The following is a 15394-nucleotide window of genomic DNA, read 5'->3' as shown; positions in this document are numbered from 1 at the left end:
CAGAAACAATCCGGAGCTCTGAGCGGCCCCCGGACCGCAAGCGGGCGGCTTGCGGTCAGGGGCGGGCGCTTAGGCCCAGGGACGAAGCGTGGCGTTCTTCGCCTCGTAAGCGTCGATGGACGCGGCCTTTTCCAAGGTCAGGCCGATGTCGTCGAGGCCGTTCAGAAGGCAGTGTTTCTTGAAGGCGTCGACCTCGAACGCGAAGACCTTGCCATCAGAGGCCGTTACCGTCTGGGCCTCAAGATCGACGCTGATCCGGGCGTTTTCGCCTTTGCGGGCGTCGTCCATCAGGTGGTCGACGGCCTCCTGCGGCAGGACGACGGGGAGGATGCCGTTCTTGAAGCAGTTGTTGTAGAAGATGTCGGCGAAGCTGGTCGAGATCACGCAGCGGATGCCGAAGTCGAGCAGCGCCCAGGGGGCGTGTTCGCGCGAAGAGCCGCAGCCGAAGTTGTCGCCGGCGACGATGATCTGGGACTTGCGGTAGGCGGGCTGGTTCAGCACGAAATCGGCGATCTCGGCGCCGTCCTGCGTGTAGCGCATCTCGTCGAAGAGGTTCTTGCCGAGGCCCGACCGCTGGATCGTCTTCAGGAACTGCTTGGGGATGATCATGTCGGTGTCGATGTTCACAAGCGGCATGGGGGCGGCGATGCCGGTGAGGGTCGTGAATTTGTCCATCGGGCGATCTCGAAACGGTTGCGTTGCCGGGACGGCATACCCGCATCAGCGCGAAACGACAACAGGGCCGAACTGGACAAACCGCTGCTTCACTGCATAGTGCGCGATGTCTTTCACAGTACAGGCACATTTCGATGACCAAGCCGCGCGTCCTGATCCTGGCGGAACAGTGCAATCCGCTATGGCCGTCGCTTCCGATCGTTGGCTACAAGTACGCGCTTGCGCTTGCCCAGCATTGCGACGTCCGAATCGCGACCCAGGTCCGCAACAAGCCCGCGATCACCGACGATGGCCGTGCACTGGACCGCTTTGACTTCATCGACACCGAGTACATCGCCGCACCGATGGAACGGTTCTCGACCTTCCTGCGCGGCGGCAATCAGGTGGCCTGGTCGACCGGCATGATGATGGCTTATGCGCCTTACATCGCCTTCGAGCGCGATGTCTGGAAGCGCTACCGCCGGGCGATCGAGGCGGGGGAATATGACCTGATCCACCGGATCACTCCGATGTCGCCGACCCTGCCAAGCTATATTGCCGGGCGGGGCGGCCTGCCTTTCATGATCGGGCCGCTGAACGGCAACCTCGACTGGCCCCGGGCCTTCTTGAGCGAGCAGAAACGCGAGAAGGAGCGGCTGCGGGGTCTGCGCGATCTGTACAAGTACCTCCCCTATGCCAAGCGGACATATACGAAGGCTGCGGCCGTGCTGGCGGCCTTTCGGCATACGGTTGCAGATATCTCCTGGACGCCGAGCGAGCGGATCGTGTCGTTCCCCGAGATCGGCTTTGACCCGGAGGTCTTTCCAGCCGGGCGCCCGCGGGCGCCCTTCGCGGGCGACGGGCCGCGGACCTTTCTTGATGCCGGGCGGCTCGTCCCCTACAAGGTGCCGGAAGTGGTGGTGCGGGCCTTCGTTGGTGACGACCGGTTCAAGCCGCACCGCTTGCGGATCATCGGTGACGGGCCGGAGCGCCCCCGGATCGAGGCGATGGTCCGTGAGGCGGGCGCGGGGGATCGGGTGATCTTTGAAGGCACCCGGAGCCAGGCAGACGTCGCCGCCGCGATGCGCGACTGTGACGCCTTCGTTTTCCCCTCGATCCGCGAGCTTGGGGCCGGGGTGGTGATCGAGGCCATGGCCTCGGGCATCCTGTGCATCGTGACCGATTACGGCGCGCCTGGGGATCTGGTGGCGAACGGGCGGGGCGTGGCGATCCCGCTTCGGCCGCTGGACGATCTGGTGACGTCCTGCCGCGCCGCGATGCTGGCCGCGATGGATCGGCCCGATGAGCATGCAGCCATGGCCAAGGCCGGTCAGGACCACGCGCTGGAGCACTACACCTGGGACGCGAAGGCCCGGCGAACGGTGGAGATCTACCAGGCTGTGCTGTCCGGAAAGGCGCTGACGGGGCTCAGCCCTTATTGACGGGGTGGCGGAGGGTTGCCCCCGCCACCTGAGTTTCAGACCATTTCGCCCATCATCTGACGGACGTCGGTCAGGTGCCCGGTGATTGCCGCCGCCGCCGCCATTGCGGGGGACATGAGGTGCGTGCGCCCGCCGCGACCCTGGCGGCCCTCGAAGTTGCGGTTGGAGGTTGCCGCACAGCGTTCACCGGGGGAGAGCTGGTCGGGGTTCATGGCGAGGCACATGGAGCAGCCCGCAAGGCGCCACTCGAAGCCCGCGTCGATGAAGATTTGGGCCAGGCCCTCTTCCTCGGCCTGGGCGCGGACGAGGCCGGAGCCGGGGACGACCATGGCGCGCTTTACCGCGATCTTCTTGCCCTTCAGGATGGCGGCGGCGGCGCGCAGGTCCTCGATCCTTCCATTGGTGCAGGAGCCTATGAAGACCGTGTCGATCTTGATGTCGGTCAGCTTCTGGCCCGCGGTCAGGCCCATGTAGTCAAGGCTGCGCTTCGCGGCGTCGACCTTGCCTCCGGTGAAGCTTTCCGGGGCGGGGACGGTGCCGGTGATCGGAAGGACGTCCTCGGGGCTGGTGCCCCAGGTGACGACGGGGGCGATGTCCTCGCCCTTGATCGTGACGACCTTGTCGAAGTGGGCGCCTTCGTCGGTGTAGAGGGTTTTCCAGTAGGCCAGCGCTGCCTCCCACTTGGCACCTTTCGGGGCGTGGGGGCGGCCCATTACATAGGTGAAGGTCTTCTCGTCGGGTGCTATCAGGCCCGCGCGGGCGCCGCCTTCGATCGCCATGTTGCAGACGGTCATGCGGCCTTCCATGGAAAGCTCGCGGATCGCCTGGCCGCAATATTCGATGACATAGCCGGTGCCGCCTGCCGTGCCGGTATGGCCGATTACGGACAGGGTGATGTCCTTGGCAGTCACGCCGGGACGCAAAGACCCGGTGATCTCGACCTTCATGTTCTTGCCCTTGCGCTGGATCAGCGTCTGGGTGGCGAGAACATGCTCTACCTCCGAAGTGCCGATCCCGTGGGCCAGCGCGCCGAAAGCGCCGTGGGTCGCAGTGTGCGAGTCACCGCAAACCACGGTCATGCCGGGGAGGGTCCACCCCTGCTCCGGCCCGACGATATGGACGATGCCCTGCCGAATGTCGGTCACCGGGTAGTAATGGATCCCGAAGTCCTTGGCGTTCTTGTCAAGCGCCGCGACCTGGATACGGCTGTCCTCGGTCATGGTCGCCGCATTGGCGCGGTCTAGCGTCGTCGGCACGTTATGGTCGGGCACCGCGATGGTCTTCTCCGGCGCGCGGACCTTGCGGCCGGTCATCCGGAGACCCTCGAACGCCTGGGGGCTGGTCACTTCGTGGACGAGGTGGCGGTCGATATAGAGGAGGCAGGTGCCGTCCTCGGCCTGGTGGACGACGTGATCGTCCCAGATCTTGTCATAGAGGGTACGCGGAGCGGTCATGGCTCTCACCTATCGTTCGGGATGGCTTTAGAGGGGCAGGCGGGCGCGCCAAAGCGCAGGCACGCGTCAGGCGCGGGCGAGGATCGAGCGGGTCATACCGAAGAAGCGGGCCGGAAGCCGCGCGTGATCGGTGATGTTGAAATAGATGAACCCGGACATGCGGCGCATATACGCTCGAAATCCCTTTGAGGCAAGCTATCTGGCCTTTGGAAACGACAGGAGGCAGCAATGCGGAAGGTGGTGCTGGCAGCTGGTCTGGGGGTGGCGATGGTGGTTGGGGTTGCGAAGGCGGAAAGCTACAAGGGCTATGAGATGCCGCCCTATACGGTCGAAGCGACCGAGGGCGCTTATGAGCTGCGCAGCTACGGGTCCCATCTGGTGGCCGAGGTCCGCGTCAGCGGCTCACGCGATGGGGCGATCAGCGCCGGGTTCCGGGTGCTTGCCGGTTACATCTTCGGCGGCAACGACCGTGGCGAGAAGATCGCGATGACTGTGCCGGTCGCACAGACCCCGGTGTCGGATGGCGAATGGACCGTTCGTTTCATGATGCCCTCGGCCTTCCGTCCGGCTGATCTGCCAAGCCCGGAGGCCGCGTCGATCCGCTTCGTTACGGTCGATCCCGAACGGCAGGTGGCGCTGTCGTTCTCTGGCGCGCGGGGGGACCGGGTTCTTGCTGCGAAGGCCGCCGAACTCCGCGCCTGGGCCAAGGAGCGGGGGCTGACGATCACTGCAGGCCCGCACTACTACTTCTACGACGGACCGATGACCCTGCCCTGGAACCGCCGCAACGAAGTTGCCTTTACGGTGGATTGACCGATGAATCGCTTTGTCCCCAACATTCTCTGTGCCGATGTCGACGGAACCGCCCGGTTCTACGAGCGTCTTATGGGAATGCACCGGCACTATGATTCGGATTGGTTCGTGATCCTGTCGCACACTGGGATGGAGGGCCTTGAGTTCGGCCTGCTGCAGCGTGACCATGACATCGTACCGGCGGAGGTTCGATCCAGACCGGCAGGCATGATGATCACGTTCGTAGTGGCCGATTGCGACGCCGTCCATGCGATCGCGAGCGAACTGGGTACCAGTGTCATCGAACCACCGACCGACATGCCCTATGGTCAGCGGCGGATGCTGCTGCGCGATCCGGAGGGGACGGTTTTGGACGTGAGCTCGCTGATAGCGCGCCGCTAGTTTTGGCAAACCGCGCAAACTCGACGCGCATCGGGGGGCCATGCTACATGCGGTTTCTGGCCTAGGCAGTGCGGAGACAGATGATGCAACCGGTGACCGTCCTTGTCGTCGGCCTTGGCAACATGGGCGCAAGTCATGCCAGCGCCTATCACCGCAATCCGGGCTTTCGCATCGTCGGTCTTTGCTCGCGCACCATCCGGTCAAAGCCGATCCCGGAGGAGCTGCGGGGCTATCCGCTGTTCGAGGACTATCAGGACGCGCTTCAGACGCTTACGCCTGCCGCGGTGTCGATCAATACCTGGCCCGATACGCATGCCGACTTTGCGATCCGCGCGATGCGGGCGGGGGCGCATGTCTTCATGGAAAAGCCCATCGGCACGTCTAATGCCGAAGCCGAGGCGGTTGTTGCCACCGCAGTCGCCACCGGGCGGAAGTTGGTGCTGGGCTACATCCTGCGGGTTCATCCGTCCTGGGTGAAGTTCATCGAGATCGGGCGCACGCTTGGCAAGCCGCTGGTCATGCGGCTGAACCTGAACCAGCAATCCTCAGGGCCTGCCTGGATCGGGCACAAGAACCTGATCGACAGCCTGACCCCGATCGTCGATTGCGGGGTCCACTATGTCGATGTGATGTGCCAGCTGACCGGCGCGAAGCCTGTCCGCGTGCATGGCATTGGTGCGGCCCTATGGGGTGAGGTGGCGCGGCAGAACTATGGGCATCTGCATGTCACCTTCGATGACGGATCGGTTGGCTGGTATGAGGCCGGCTGGGGCCCGATGATGAGCGAGACGGCCTACTTCGTGAAGGATGTCATCGGTCCCAAGGGCTCGGTCAGTCTGGTGCCGGATGACCGGCCTCGTGGTACTGGGACGGGGCTTTCGGGCAGTGCCGACATCGAGAAGCACACGAAGACCGACGCGATCCGGCTGCACCATGCGGATGTCGGGCCGGACAAGCATTTCACCCGGGCGGATGAGCTGATCTCGATGGAGGACGAGCCGGGGCACCAGGAGCTTTGCGACCGGGAGCAGGCGTTATTCCTGAAGGCGATCCGGGAGGACCTTGACCTGACCGAGGCGATGGCGGCTGGTGTGAACTCGCTGCGGATCGTGCTGGCGGCCGAGCAGTCGATTGCCGAGGAGCGGGTGATCCGGCTGGACTAGCCGCGGTCGGTCAGCCGGATGTAAAGTGCTGTGACGGCGAGGATGATCGCGCCGTAAAGGATGCGGCGCCCGCCTTCGGGCATCTGGAGAAGCGTCAGCATCGTGGCGAGCACCGTCAGGATCAGCGCGCCGATGATCGTGCCGCCATAGCCGCCACGTCCGCCGAAGATCGAGGTGCCGCCAACCACTGCCGCCGCGACCGAGGGCAGGTCGAGCGGCAAGGCGAGGGAGAGCGAGGCGGTCTTGTTCTGGCCAAGGTAGAGAAGGCCGGTCAGCCCGGCGATCACGCCGGAGAGGGAGTAGAGCGCCAGGTGGACCTGCCAGACGCGGACGCCCGACAGCCGCGCCGCTGCTTCGTTCGATCCGATGGCGTAGATGAGCCGCCCGAAGCCGGTCCGGCGCTGCATCCAGAGAAGGAAGACGGCGAAGGGGAGGAAGAGGAAAAGCCCGTTCGGCAGCCCCCAGGTGCGGCCGGTGCCGAGCCAGACGAGGAAGGCCGGGTACTGCGCTCCGGTCGAGATGACGAAGCGCTGGTAGACCAGGAGGCAGCCGGTGACGATGAGGCCGGTGCCAAGCGTCATGATCAGCGGGTGAACGCGGGCGAAGGCGATGCCGATGCCGTTCATGAGGCCGACGAGAAGGGCGCAAAGCATGGCGATGCTCATGGCGGCAGGCGCGCCGATGATGGGGGTCAGCGTGGCGGTGAGGTAGGCGGCGACCGTCGCCACGGTGCCGACGGACAGGTCGATACCGCCGGTCAGCATGGTGAGCGTCTGGCAGGCGGCAAGCATGGCGAGCGGAATGGCGAAGCGGATGGTGTTGCCGATCCAGCGTTCGTTGACGATGCCGGGCTGCATGATCTCCAGCACGACGACAAGGCCGATCAGCAGGCCGACCAGCGGGATGAGCGGCCAGTCGACCATCAGGCGCCCTAGCCGTGCGAGCGGGGTGGTTTGCGTGGTTGCCTCAGTCATGCCGCGCCCCCCGCATTGCCAGAACCCCGCCGAACATGACGACGGCCACCATGATCGTGCCTTCGATGATCGCCGCGACGTTCGGGTCAACCGATAGGAGCGTCAGGTCCATCCGGACCAGCCGCAGGACGAAGATCGCGAGGATCGGCCCGACGATACCGCCGCGACCGCCGCCGAGGACCACGCCGCCCAGCACGACCGCCGCGACCGAGGTGAGGAGGTAGGGTCCCGGGATCGGCTCGCCGATGCCGGTGCCCATGGTCACGGCGAGCCCGCCGAGGGCTGCGAACAGCCCGCAGATGGCGTAGGCGACGATCCGGGTTGGTCCGACCGGCACTCCGGAGCGGAAGGCCGCAAGGGGATCGGAGCCGATGGCGTAGATGCGGAGGCCGAGCTTGGAGCGGCGGATCGGAAGCCAGATCGCGGTTACGGCTATGGCCAGGACGACGACACCGCGCGGCAGCCATTCGGTGAAGGCCGGGGGGATGCCCGGCAGGGTCACGCCGCCCACGACCAGCGCCCGGAGCCAGGGGGCCGCAGCGCCTCCGGGCGCGTTCAGGATCAGAAGGGCGACGCCCTGCCAGACGAAGAGCATCGCGAGCGTCACCACGATGTCGGGGACGCGGGTGATCACGATCAGCGCTCCGTTCAGCGCGCCCATCGCGAGGCCGAGGGCGAGGACGCCGATCACGACCAGCACCGCCTGGCCGTCGCTTGCCCCCTGCATCAGGACGGCGGCAGTGACGCTCGCCACCGCCATCATCGCCGCGATGGAGAGGTCGATGCCGCCCGCGATGACCACGACCGCCATGCCAGCGGTCGCGAGCGCAAAGGGCAGGGCCGAGCGTGCGAGATTGTCGAGGCCCGAGACGCCGAAGCCCGGCTGGATCAGCTTGGTCGCGACCAGAAGCAGCGCCAGAAGCACCGCAAGTCCCAGGGTCCAGCCGTTCGCTTCGACCAGCCGCTTCATGCCTGGCCTTCCGTCTGTTCGGTCAGGCCATAGGCCGCGCGCATCAGCGTTGGCTCGTCGGCATCGGCTGCGTCGATGACGTCGACAACTTGCCCGCCGAAGATGACCACGGCGCGGTCGCAGGCCAGCCGCACCTCGGCCAGTTCTGACGTGTAGTAGAGGACCGCCGCGCCCTGATCGGCCAGTTCGCGCACGAGGGCATAGATCTGCCGCTTGGTCCGGATGTCGATGCCCCGTGTCGGGTCGAAGAGGAGAAGCGTTTCGACCCCCTTCGCGATCCAGCGGGCGATGGTGACCTTCTGCTGGTTGCCGCCGGAGAGGCGCCGCACCTCACCTTGGGCGCGGGTGTCGATCTGCAGCCGTTCGACGGCCGCGCCGACCCGTGCCGCTTCCTTTCGCTTGGAGGACGCCCCCCAGTTCCGTAGTCGCGCGAGAAGCGGCACTGCGATGTTCTCACGGACCGACCGCTGCATGAACAGCGCGTGGGCGCGGTCGCCGGGCACCAGCGTCAGCCCGGCAGCGATGGCATCGGCGGGGTGGTTGAAGCTGACGGCGCGGCCGTTCACCTCCACCCGGCCCTGGCGTGCCTTGCGGTTCCCGGCGAGGATGTCGAAGAGCTCATCCTGGCCCTGGCCTTCCAGCGCCACGACGCCCAGCACTTCACCCGCGCGAAGATCGAAGGACACGTCGCGGAGCCTTGTGCCGGTGGCCAGCCCTTGCACGGCCAGGCGCGGAGGGCCCTCGGCCGCCGTCTTCACGGCCCTCGCCTCGCGCGTCTGGGCCGCGACGGGGCTGCCAAGCATCATCTCGACGATCCGCTCTTCGATCCCCGGTTCGATCTTGAGGTCACCCACCGTCAGCCCATCGCGCAGGACCGTGGCCCGGTCACAGAGGGCCGCGATTTCGTTGAAGCGGTGGGAAATGTAGATGACCGACCGCCCGGCATCCGCCTGCGCCCGCACGACCGAAAGGACCCGGTCAACGAGGTTGGTCGGCAGGGCCGCAGTCATCTCGTCGAGAAGAAGAACGTCCGGCTCGACCGCAAGCGCGCGCGCCAGGTCAAGGATGCGGAGGCTGGCGAGCGGGAGCTGCTTGATCGTGGCGTCCATCTGAAGATCGGCAAGCCCAAGCTCTCCGACCCAATGACGGAACCGGTCAACCGGCGTATCGCCCAGGCGCAGGTTGTCGGTGACGCTAAGGTCTGGGATCAGCGAGGGTTCCTGGTAAACCGGCACAAGACCCGACCGCCGCGCTCCCGCAGGAGAGGAGATGGTGCTGTCCTCGCCCCTGATCCGGACGTGACCAGCGTCGGGCTTCAGCGCGCCTGTCAGGATCTTCACGAAGGTCGATTTGCCCGCCCCGTTCGCCCCCATGAGTGCGACGATCTGGCCGCGGGCCACCTGAAGCGAGGCGTCGCGCAGCGCCACCACAGCGCCAAAGCGCTTGGCAACCCCCTTGGCGTCGAGAACTATCGCTTGCGCGGGGCTGTCGGTCATTTGCTCGTTGGGGTTGGGCAAGGGCTTGGGTGCCCCCGAGCGCTGGTCGGCTCGGGGGCGGTTCTTCAGCGGCGGATCAGCTTACTCACCCGGGCCCTTGCAGGCGATGATCTGGTCCATCGAGTAGTTCGTCCAGCCGGGGATCGATACGCTGACCGGCCATTCCGGCGACAAGTTCGGGTTCGCGGCGGCGGCGAGCTTGGCCTTGCCCTCGTCGGTCACGTTCTCCCAAAGCTCGGGGTTCACGAGAACCGTCTTCTCGGCGGGCATCTGCCCGTCAAGGATCTGGACCGCCAGCGCAACACCCGCGCCGCCGACCGAACCGGGGTTGGTCACTGCGGCGCCCATCAGGCCCTCGACGCTGGACAGCTGGCCCACGAAGCCCGCGTTGTCGGCGCCGACGATCGGCACCAGCGGCGCACCGCTTTCGACGAAGGCATCAACGATCACGTTGTCGATGCCCGAGGTCCAGACGCCCTGGAACGGAATGCCCGAGGCGATGATGTCGTTGATCTGCTGCTTGCCCTGGTCCTGCTGCCAGCCGGTGAAGACCTCCTGCGCGACGGTGATTTCGGGGAACTCGGCCATCGCCCGCTTGAAGCCCTTGTCACGGTCGTTGTCGGCCCCGGCACCAGCCGCGCCGCGCATGTAGACGACAGCACCCTTGCCACCCATCTGCTCGAAGAGCCACTTGGCGCCGAGGTAAGCGTATTCTTCCTGGTTGTTCGACAGGATGTAGGCCGAAGGCTCGGTCACCGCCTGGTCAACCGCGACCACCACGATCCCGGCGTCCGTTGCTTCCTTGATCGCGGCGTTGATCCCTTCGGCGTTCGACGGGTTCACGACGATGGCCTGCACGCCCGCCTGGATCAGGTTGCGGATGTCTTCCAGCTGGCCCGCGGCGTCGGTGTTGCGGTGCGCGATGTTCAGGCTTTCGACCTTGCCCGAGGCCAGCGCTTCGGCCTTCATCGCGCAGATCATCTGCTCGCGCCAGCCATTGCCCTGAACGGTGTTCGAGATACCGATCTTGTATCCCTCGGCCATCGCCGCACCAGCAAGGCCCAGGGCCATGGCCATGGCCAGAGTAGCACTTCCAAGCAGCAGTCTTTTCATGATGATCCTCCCAGATTGTTGTAGTCGTTTCCTCTTTTTTCCGTCCTATACCACGAAGGGGCGAAGGACGTCTCTTGCCAGCACGAAGCCGCGCTTCACCCGGTCGTCAGGGCTTTCGAAATTGCGGTCCTCGTGTTCGATGATGATCGGCCCGTCATAGCCCGCCCGGTAAAGGCCCGCGAAGAAGCCGGGCCAGTCCACTTCGCCAAGGCCGGGCAACCGGGGTATCTGCCAGCCCATTCCTGCCGACAGGATGCCGTGATCGTAAAGCCCATCACGGTCGATCATCATGTCCTTGGCGTGGACATGCACCATCCGCGCTCCGAATTCCCGCACGAAGCGGGCTGTGTCGATCATCTGCCAGACTAGATGGCTTGGGTCATAGTTCATGCCGACAGCATCGCCCCAGGTCTCAAAGATTCGCCGCCAGATGCGGGGAGCATAAGCGATGTTGTGCCCGCCGGGCCATTCGTCGTTGGAAAAGATCATCGGGCAGTTTTCGAAGGCCAGGGTCACGCCCTGGTCACGCGCGTGGGCGACGATGGGGGTGATTATGTCGACGGCACGGGTCCAGTTCTGGTCCACCGTCAGGGTGCGATCACCGCCGACGAAGGTGTTCACAACGCCCACGCCCAGCATGCCCGCCGCGTCGATGACTTTGAGGAGGTGACCGATCACTTGCGCCCGGTGGTCGGCATCGGCGTTGAGCGGATTGGGGTAGTAGCCAAGGCCCGACACCGACAGGCCCTTCGCCGCGAGCATCCCCATGATCTCGGACCCGCGGGCCTTGGTCATCGTCTCGACCGGCAGGTGGGCGGTGCCTGCGTAGCGCCGCTTTTCTCCTCCTGCGGAAGGCCAGCAGGCGATCTCCAGCGCCTGAAAGCCTTCGGCCGCGGCCCAGTCGGCCACTGCCTCCAACGGCGTCTCGGCAAACGGTGCGGTCAGAATTCCCAGCTTCATCCGGTCCCCCTACCCTTCAGCCACGTCGACCCAGGCCCCGCGCGCGGCACTGGCCAGCACTGCGTCGCAGAAGAGCATTTCGTAGTGCCCGTCGTCAAACGTCGCCCAGGTCGAAGCCGGTCCGCGCCCGCCGTTGGCCACGTCAGTGTAGACCTGCCGGAAGAGGGCGTGGAAGGTATCGGCGAAGCCTTCGACATGCCCGCCCGGCAGGGCTGCGGCCGCTGCTCCGGTGGCGTTCATCAGGCCCGGATCGCGCTGCAGGATCTGGTTCGGGGCGTCGCGGTGGCCGATCCAGAGGTGGTCGGGGTGCTCCGCGTGCCAGGCTGCCGAGGCGCCGGTGCCTGCGATTTCCCAGGACATCGCGTTCTTGCGGCCCCGGCTTATCTGGCTGGTCGACATCACTCCCCTGGCCCCGCCGGGATAGCGCAGAAGGATCGTCGCCGCATCGTCGGTGGTGATCGCCCGTGCCTTGGTCGCGCCCTTCGCGGCGGAGAAGGTCTCGACCGGGCCCAGCGGTTGCTGCCGGACGGGCACGAAAGTTGCGAGGTCGGCCATGACTGAGGTAGCCTTCAGGCCGGTGATGAACGAGGTCAGGTCGACCCAATGCGTGCCGATGTCGCCGACCGAGCGCAGGACGCCGCCTTCGTCAGCCTCCAGCCGCCAGTTCCAGTCGGTGTCCTTGGCCAGCCAGTCCTGATGATAGTGCCCGCTGATAAGTCGGATGTCGCCGATGCTGCCGTCCGCCACCATGCCCCGGGCCTGCTGGTTCAGGGGATAGAAGCGCGTGTTGTAGCAAACGGCGGCGACCTTACCGCTCGCCCGCGCCATCGCGACCATCTCGGCGGATTGGGCCGAGGTCATGGCCAGCGGCTTTTCGCAGACGACGTGCCGCCCCGCCGCAAGGATGCGCTTCACCTGATCGAAATGGGCGACGTTGGGCGAGGTCACATGCACCACCTGAACGGCGGGATCGGCCAGCAGTTCGTCAAGCGAACCGTAGGACTTGAGCCCCAAAGCGGCCGCGCGGGCTGCACCCCGCTCCGCGCTGGAGCCTAGCACCCCCGTGACCCGAACCCCCAGCCGCCGCAGCGCACCCAGGTGAACCGTTCCGATGAACCCGGTAGCGACGACCGCCGCGCCGATCTGGTGGAGGTCAGGCAATCGAATACCCCCCGTCGATCGCAAGGCAGGTGCCGGTCATGAACCCAGACGCGGCAGATGCGAGGAACAGGACCGGTCCGGCAATGTCATCCGGCTGGCCCCAGCGGCCCATGGGTGTGCGCAAGTTCACTGCCGCCACATGCGCCGGATCGGTCCGGCTGCGCGCCGACTGTTCAGTCACGATGAAGCCCGGCGCAACCGCGTTGACCCGAATTCCGTCCGCCGCCCAGGCGATGGACAGCGACTTGGTCAGTTGCACCACCGCCGCCTTGCTCGCGCCATAAGCCGGGTTCCGGGGGCTGCCGAACATCGCGTACATCGAGGCAATGTTGATCAGCACGCCCTGCGCGGCCTTGAGATGGGCATGAAACGCTTCGGCCATCCGGAACGTGCCGTGCAGATTCACGTCCACCACGCGCTGAAAGAACGCAGGCGCCATCTCTTCGCCCCGCGCAGTGATGGCGGCGCAGTTCACCAGCACGTCCAGCTTGGGGGTGGCCTTTGCCAGTGCCTGGACCGCCGCGCCGTCCGTCACGTCAAGCTGCACGTAGGCGAACCGCCCCTGATCCTCGGGCGCAGGCTCGGCCTCTGCCCCGGTGATTGCGACCTTGGCCCCGGCATCCTGGAACGACCGGGCAATCGCTGCGCCAATCCCGGCCCGGCTGGCGCCGACGACCAGCACTTCGGCCCCCGCGAAGTCGAAACGGCTGTACCCCATCGCATCCTCCCCACGCGATCCTTGATCAGCGTGCGATTCGATGCAATGGAATTTTCATTTCTTGAGATTTCAATTATTCTCGACCGCGCTCAGCCGTCGCCCCAGCCCGACGATCAGGGCCTGGCACACGACCATCGCGGGCACCTGGCTGCGGAAATGGCCAAGCCGGGCCTCGTTCACGTACAGCACATGTGTGGCCAGTCCCGCCACCGGGCTGAGGGCATTGTCGGTGATCGCCAGCACCTTGAGGCCCCGCTGCGCAGCCAACTTTGCCACCTCCACCGTCTCGGGCGTGTAGTCGTCGAAGGTCATTGCCAGAAGCGTGTCGCCCGGCCCCATGGCCTGCACCTGCATGACCCGCATCGCGCCCAGATTGTCGACCAGATGCGCCCGCCGCCCGATGCTGCCGAACCCGTAGACCGCATAGGCCCCGAGCCCAAAGGCCCCCCGTGCTGCTGCCACATGCACTACGTCGCTGGCTGCCAGCACCTCGACAAAGGCTGCCAGCGCCTCACGGTCCAGGGCTTCCTCAATCCGGAGGAGGGATTGCACCGCCGCCTGAACGAAACTGCCGAAAACCTGTCCAGGCTGGTCGAGATCGGCATCCCGGATACCCGGCTGCGCCAGGCGTTCGGCATAGGGCAGACGTGGGCCGAGCAAGCGTTCGCGGAAGACCAGCTGCAGGTCGGCAAAGCCCGCGAAGCCCAGTTCCTTGGCGAAACGGGTGATCGTTGCGGGGGGGACATTGGCCTGCTCGGCCAACCGGACCAGCGTGGTTACCGCCACCTCTTCAGGGTGGTTCAGGAAGAACTTTGCGACCTGCGAAAGCCTGCGGCTAAGCGTGCCGGCCCGCGCGGCCAGATCGGCGCGGAGGCCGTCGAAATCGCGGGCGGGTGCGGGTCTGTCTGGCTTGCGCTCCATCGTTCAGATCGCCCCTGCCACTTTCTGCTCCAGGTCGATGACCGCCCCGCTCATCGGGATCGAGGCCTCGCCCAGCAGAAACACCGCCAGCCGCGCGCATTCCTCGGCCTTGACCAGCCGACCCAGCGGCAGCGCTGCCGCTGCGGCCGCCTCCCACTCCGGACCCCGGCCCATCACCTCGGCCTGCATCCGCCGCTCCGCCTCGGTCGCGACCCAGCCGAGGTTGATGCCGTTCACCCTTATGCGGTCGGCCATGTGGGCGTGGGCGGCGTTCTTCGTCAGCGTCTGCATGGCGCCTTTGGTGGCCGCATAGATCGCCAGCTCGGGGATCCCGCAATGCGCGTTCATCGACAGGATGTTGACGATTGCACCCGGCGCTTGGCGGGCGCACATGTCCGCGATGGCCGCCTGCATCAAGAGAAACCCGGCGCGGGCGTTTATGGCGAAGAGGCTGTCCCAGACCTCCGCGGTGCCGGTGACGAAAGACCCCCGAGTCGTAAGGCCCGCCGCGTTCACCAGACCATCAATCCGGCCAAGCTTTGCCGTGGCCTCGGCAGCCACGACAGAAGCGGCCTCGGGCTTGGAGAGATCAACTTCGACAACCGCCACCTCGCCTGCCAGCGTGGATCGCACCTGCCGCGCTCCGGCCCCATCACGGTCGACCAGCACCAGGCCGCCCACGCCTTCGTCGGCCAGCGCCTTGGCAATCGCCGCCCCGATGCCCTGGGCGGCGCCGGTCACGATTACGGCCTTGTCTGCCAGCCCCATCTGCATGCGTTTGTCCCACCCGGCTCCCCGCCTTCCATGCTGACGGGATTGCGCGTTTCCGGCAAGCCCGGCCTGAACCGAAGCCTAACCGTTTGTCATGGCGGGATATTCTCACGGAAAATCAGCCGGGGCTCGATGAAATGCTCGGGCAGGAAACCGGTGGTCGAGGCTATGGCGGACAGAAGCCGGATCACCGTCTGCTCGGCAATCAAGCGTGCGTTCTGGTCGACGACAAGGTCGATCACATCCTCGGCCAGCGCACGGCGGGTGACATCGGAGAGGTCATGCATGATGACGAAGGGGCGCCTGTCGCGGGGCAAGCCGGACAGGGCGCGGGCAATTCCGGATCGCCCGCCGCCCATGCAGTAGATGCCCACCAGATCGGGATGTTCGGCCAGAAGCGCCC

General features: G+C 65.9%; 15 protein-coding genes and 1 pseudogene. 4 read left to right on the top strand and 12 right to left on the bottom strand.

Going from position 1 to position 15394, the window contains the following annotated elements; genetic code table 11:
- Window positions 1-69: 69 nt before the first annotated feature.
- Window positions 70-675, bottom strand: a complete 606-nt coding sequence (leuD, locus tag ACRCSW_RS20900; RefSeq protein ID WP_438707582.1) for a 3-isopropylmalate dehydratase small subunit — start codon at window positions 673-675, stop codon at window positions 70-72.
- A gap of 134 nt (window positions 676-809) precedes the next feature.
- On the opposite strand from leuD, the gene ACRCSW_RS20895 reads away from it, so the two are divergent.
- The gene (locus ACRCSW_RS20895) at window positions 810-2096 is read left to right on the top strand and encodes a glycosyltransferase family 4 protein (protein WP_438707581.1); all 1287 of its coding nucleotides are present in this window, start codon (window positions 810-812) and stop codon (window positions 2094-2096) included.
- Window positions 2097-2131: 35 nt separating this feature from the next.
- Here ACRCSW_RS20895 and leuC read toward each other — a convergent pair whose 3' ends face one another.
- A complete protein-coding gene (gene leuC, locus ACRCSW_RS20890) occupies window positions 2132-3550 on the bottom strand; it encodes a 3-isopropylmalate dehydratase large subunit (RefSeq protein ID WP_438707580.1) in 1419 nt (472 codons plus the stop codon).
- Window positions 3551-3778: 228 nt separating this feature from the next.
- Between leuC and ACRCSW_RS20885 the strand changes: the two genes are divergently transcribed.
- From ACRCSW_RS20885 to ACRCSW_RS20875, 3 genes are all read left to right on the top strand, one after another.
- A complete protein-coding gene (locus tag ACRCSW_RS20885; protein ID WP_438707579.1) occupies window positions 3779-4363 on the top strand; it encodes an SOUL family heme-binding protein in 585 nt (194 codons plus the stop codon).
- A 3-nt stretch (window positions 4364-4366) separates the two neighbouring features.
- The gene (locus tag ACRCSW_RS20880; RefSeq protein WP_438707578.1) at window positions 4367-4744 is read left to right on the top strand and encodes a VOC family protein; all 378 of its coding nucleotides are present in this window, start codon (window positions 4367-4369) and stop codon (window positions 4742-4744) included.
- Window positions 4745-4824: 80 nt separating this feature from the next.
- A complete protein-coding gene (locus ACRCSW_RS20875) occupies window positions 4825-5907 on the top strand; it encodes a Gfo/Idh/MocA family protein (protein WP_438707577.1) in 1083 nt (360 codons plus the stop codon).
- On the opposite strand, the gene ACRCSW_RS20870 is transcribed toward ACRCSW_RS20875, so the two are convergent.
- From ACRCSW_RS20870 to ACRCSW_RS20825, 10 genes and pseudogenes are all read right to left on the bottom strand, one after another.
- Complete coding sequence (locus tag ACRCSW_RS20870; protein WP_438707576.1) at window positions 5904-6881, bottom strand: ABC transporter permease; 978 nt, start codon at window positions 6879-6881, stop codon at window positions 5904-5906. The two genes, ACRCSW_RS20875 and ACRCSW_RS20870, sit on opposite strands and share 4 nt — an antisense overlap.
- On the bottom strand, window positions 6874-7851 hold the full coding sequence (locus tag ACRCSW_RS20865; protein ID WP_438707575.1) for an ABC transporter permease: 978 nt from the start codon (window positions 7849-7851) through the stop codon (window positions 6874-6876). The genes ACRCSW_RS20870 and ACRCSW_RS20865 overlap by 8 nt, the downstream gene beginning before the upstream one ends.
- The gene (locus tag ACRCSW_RS20860) at window positions 7848-9347 is read right to left on the bottom strand and encodes a sugar ABC transporter ATP-binding protein (protein ID WP_438707574.1); all 1500 of its coding nucleotides are present in this window, start codon (window positions 9345-9347) and stop codon (window positions 7848-7850) included. Before ACRCSW_RS20860 ends, ACRCSW_RS20865 begins: the two co-directional genes overlap by 4 nt.
- A gap of 81 nt (window positions 9348-9428) precedes the next feature.
- The gene (locus tag ACRCSW_RS20855) at window positions 9429-10460 is read right to left on the bottom strand and encodes an ABC transporter substrate-binding protein (RefSeq protein WP_438707573.1); all 1032 of its coding nucleotides are present in this window, start codon (window positions 10458-10460) and stop codon (window positions 9429-9431) included.
- A gap of 45 nt (window positions 10461-10505) precedes the next feature.
- A complete protein-coding gene (locus ACRCSW_RS20850) occupies window positions 10506-11420 on the bottom strand; it encodes a sugar phosphate isomerase/epimerase family protein (RefSeq protein WP_438707572.1) in 915 nt (304 codons plus the stop codon).
- A gap of 9 nt (window positions 11421-11429) precedes the next feature.
- Window positions 11430-12581, bottom strand: coding sequence for a Gfo/Idh/MocA family protein (locus ACRCSW_RS20845; RefSeq protein ID WP_438707571.1), 1152 nt, complete (start codon window positions 12579-12581; stop codon window positions 11430-11432).
- Window positions 12574-13299 (bottom strand): SDR family NAD(P)-dependent oxidoreductase, encoded by a 726-nt coding sequence (locus tag ACRCSW_RS20840; RefSeq protein WP_438707570.1) that lies wholly within the window; start codon window positions 13297-13299, stop codon window positions 12574-12576. The genes ACRCSW_RS20845 and ACRCSW_RS20840 overlap by 8 nt, the downstream gene beginning before the upstream one ends.
- Before the next feature lie 69 nt (window positions 13300-13368).
- Window positions 13369-14220 carry a MurR/RpiR family transcriptional regulator gene (locus ACRCSW_RS20835; protein ID WP_438707569.1) on the bottom strand — a complete coding sequence of 284 codons (852 nt, stop codon included), beginning with the start codon at window positions 14218-14220 and terminating at the stop codon, window positions 13369-13371.
- 3 nt (window positions 14221-14223) lie between these two features.
- On the bottom strand, window positions 14224-14994 hold the full coding sequence (locus ACRCSW_RS20830) for an oxidoreductase (protein WP_438707568.1): 771 nt from the start codon (window positions 14992-14994) through the stop codon (window positions 14224-14226).
- Between the two features lie 89 nt (window positions 14995-15083).
- A pseudogene (locus tag ACRCSW_RS20825) lies at window positions 15084-15394 on the bottom strand (LacI family DNA-binding transcriptional regulator); the annotation flags it as partial.

This window comes from Tabrizicola sp. (genome assembly GCF_051645465.1).
Lineage (GTDB): Bacteria > Pseudomonadota > Alphaproteobacteria > Rhodobacterales > Rhodobacteraceae > Tabrizicola.
The sequence above is the reverse complement of the archived record's forward strand: the minus strand, read 5'-3'. Positions and strand labels throughout refer to the sequence as shown.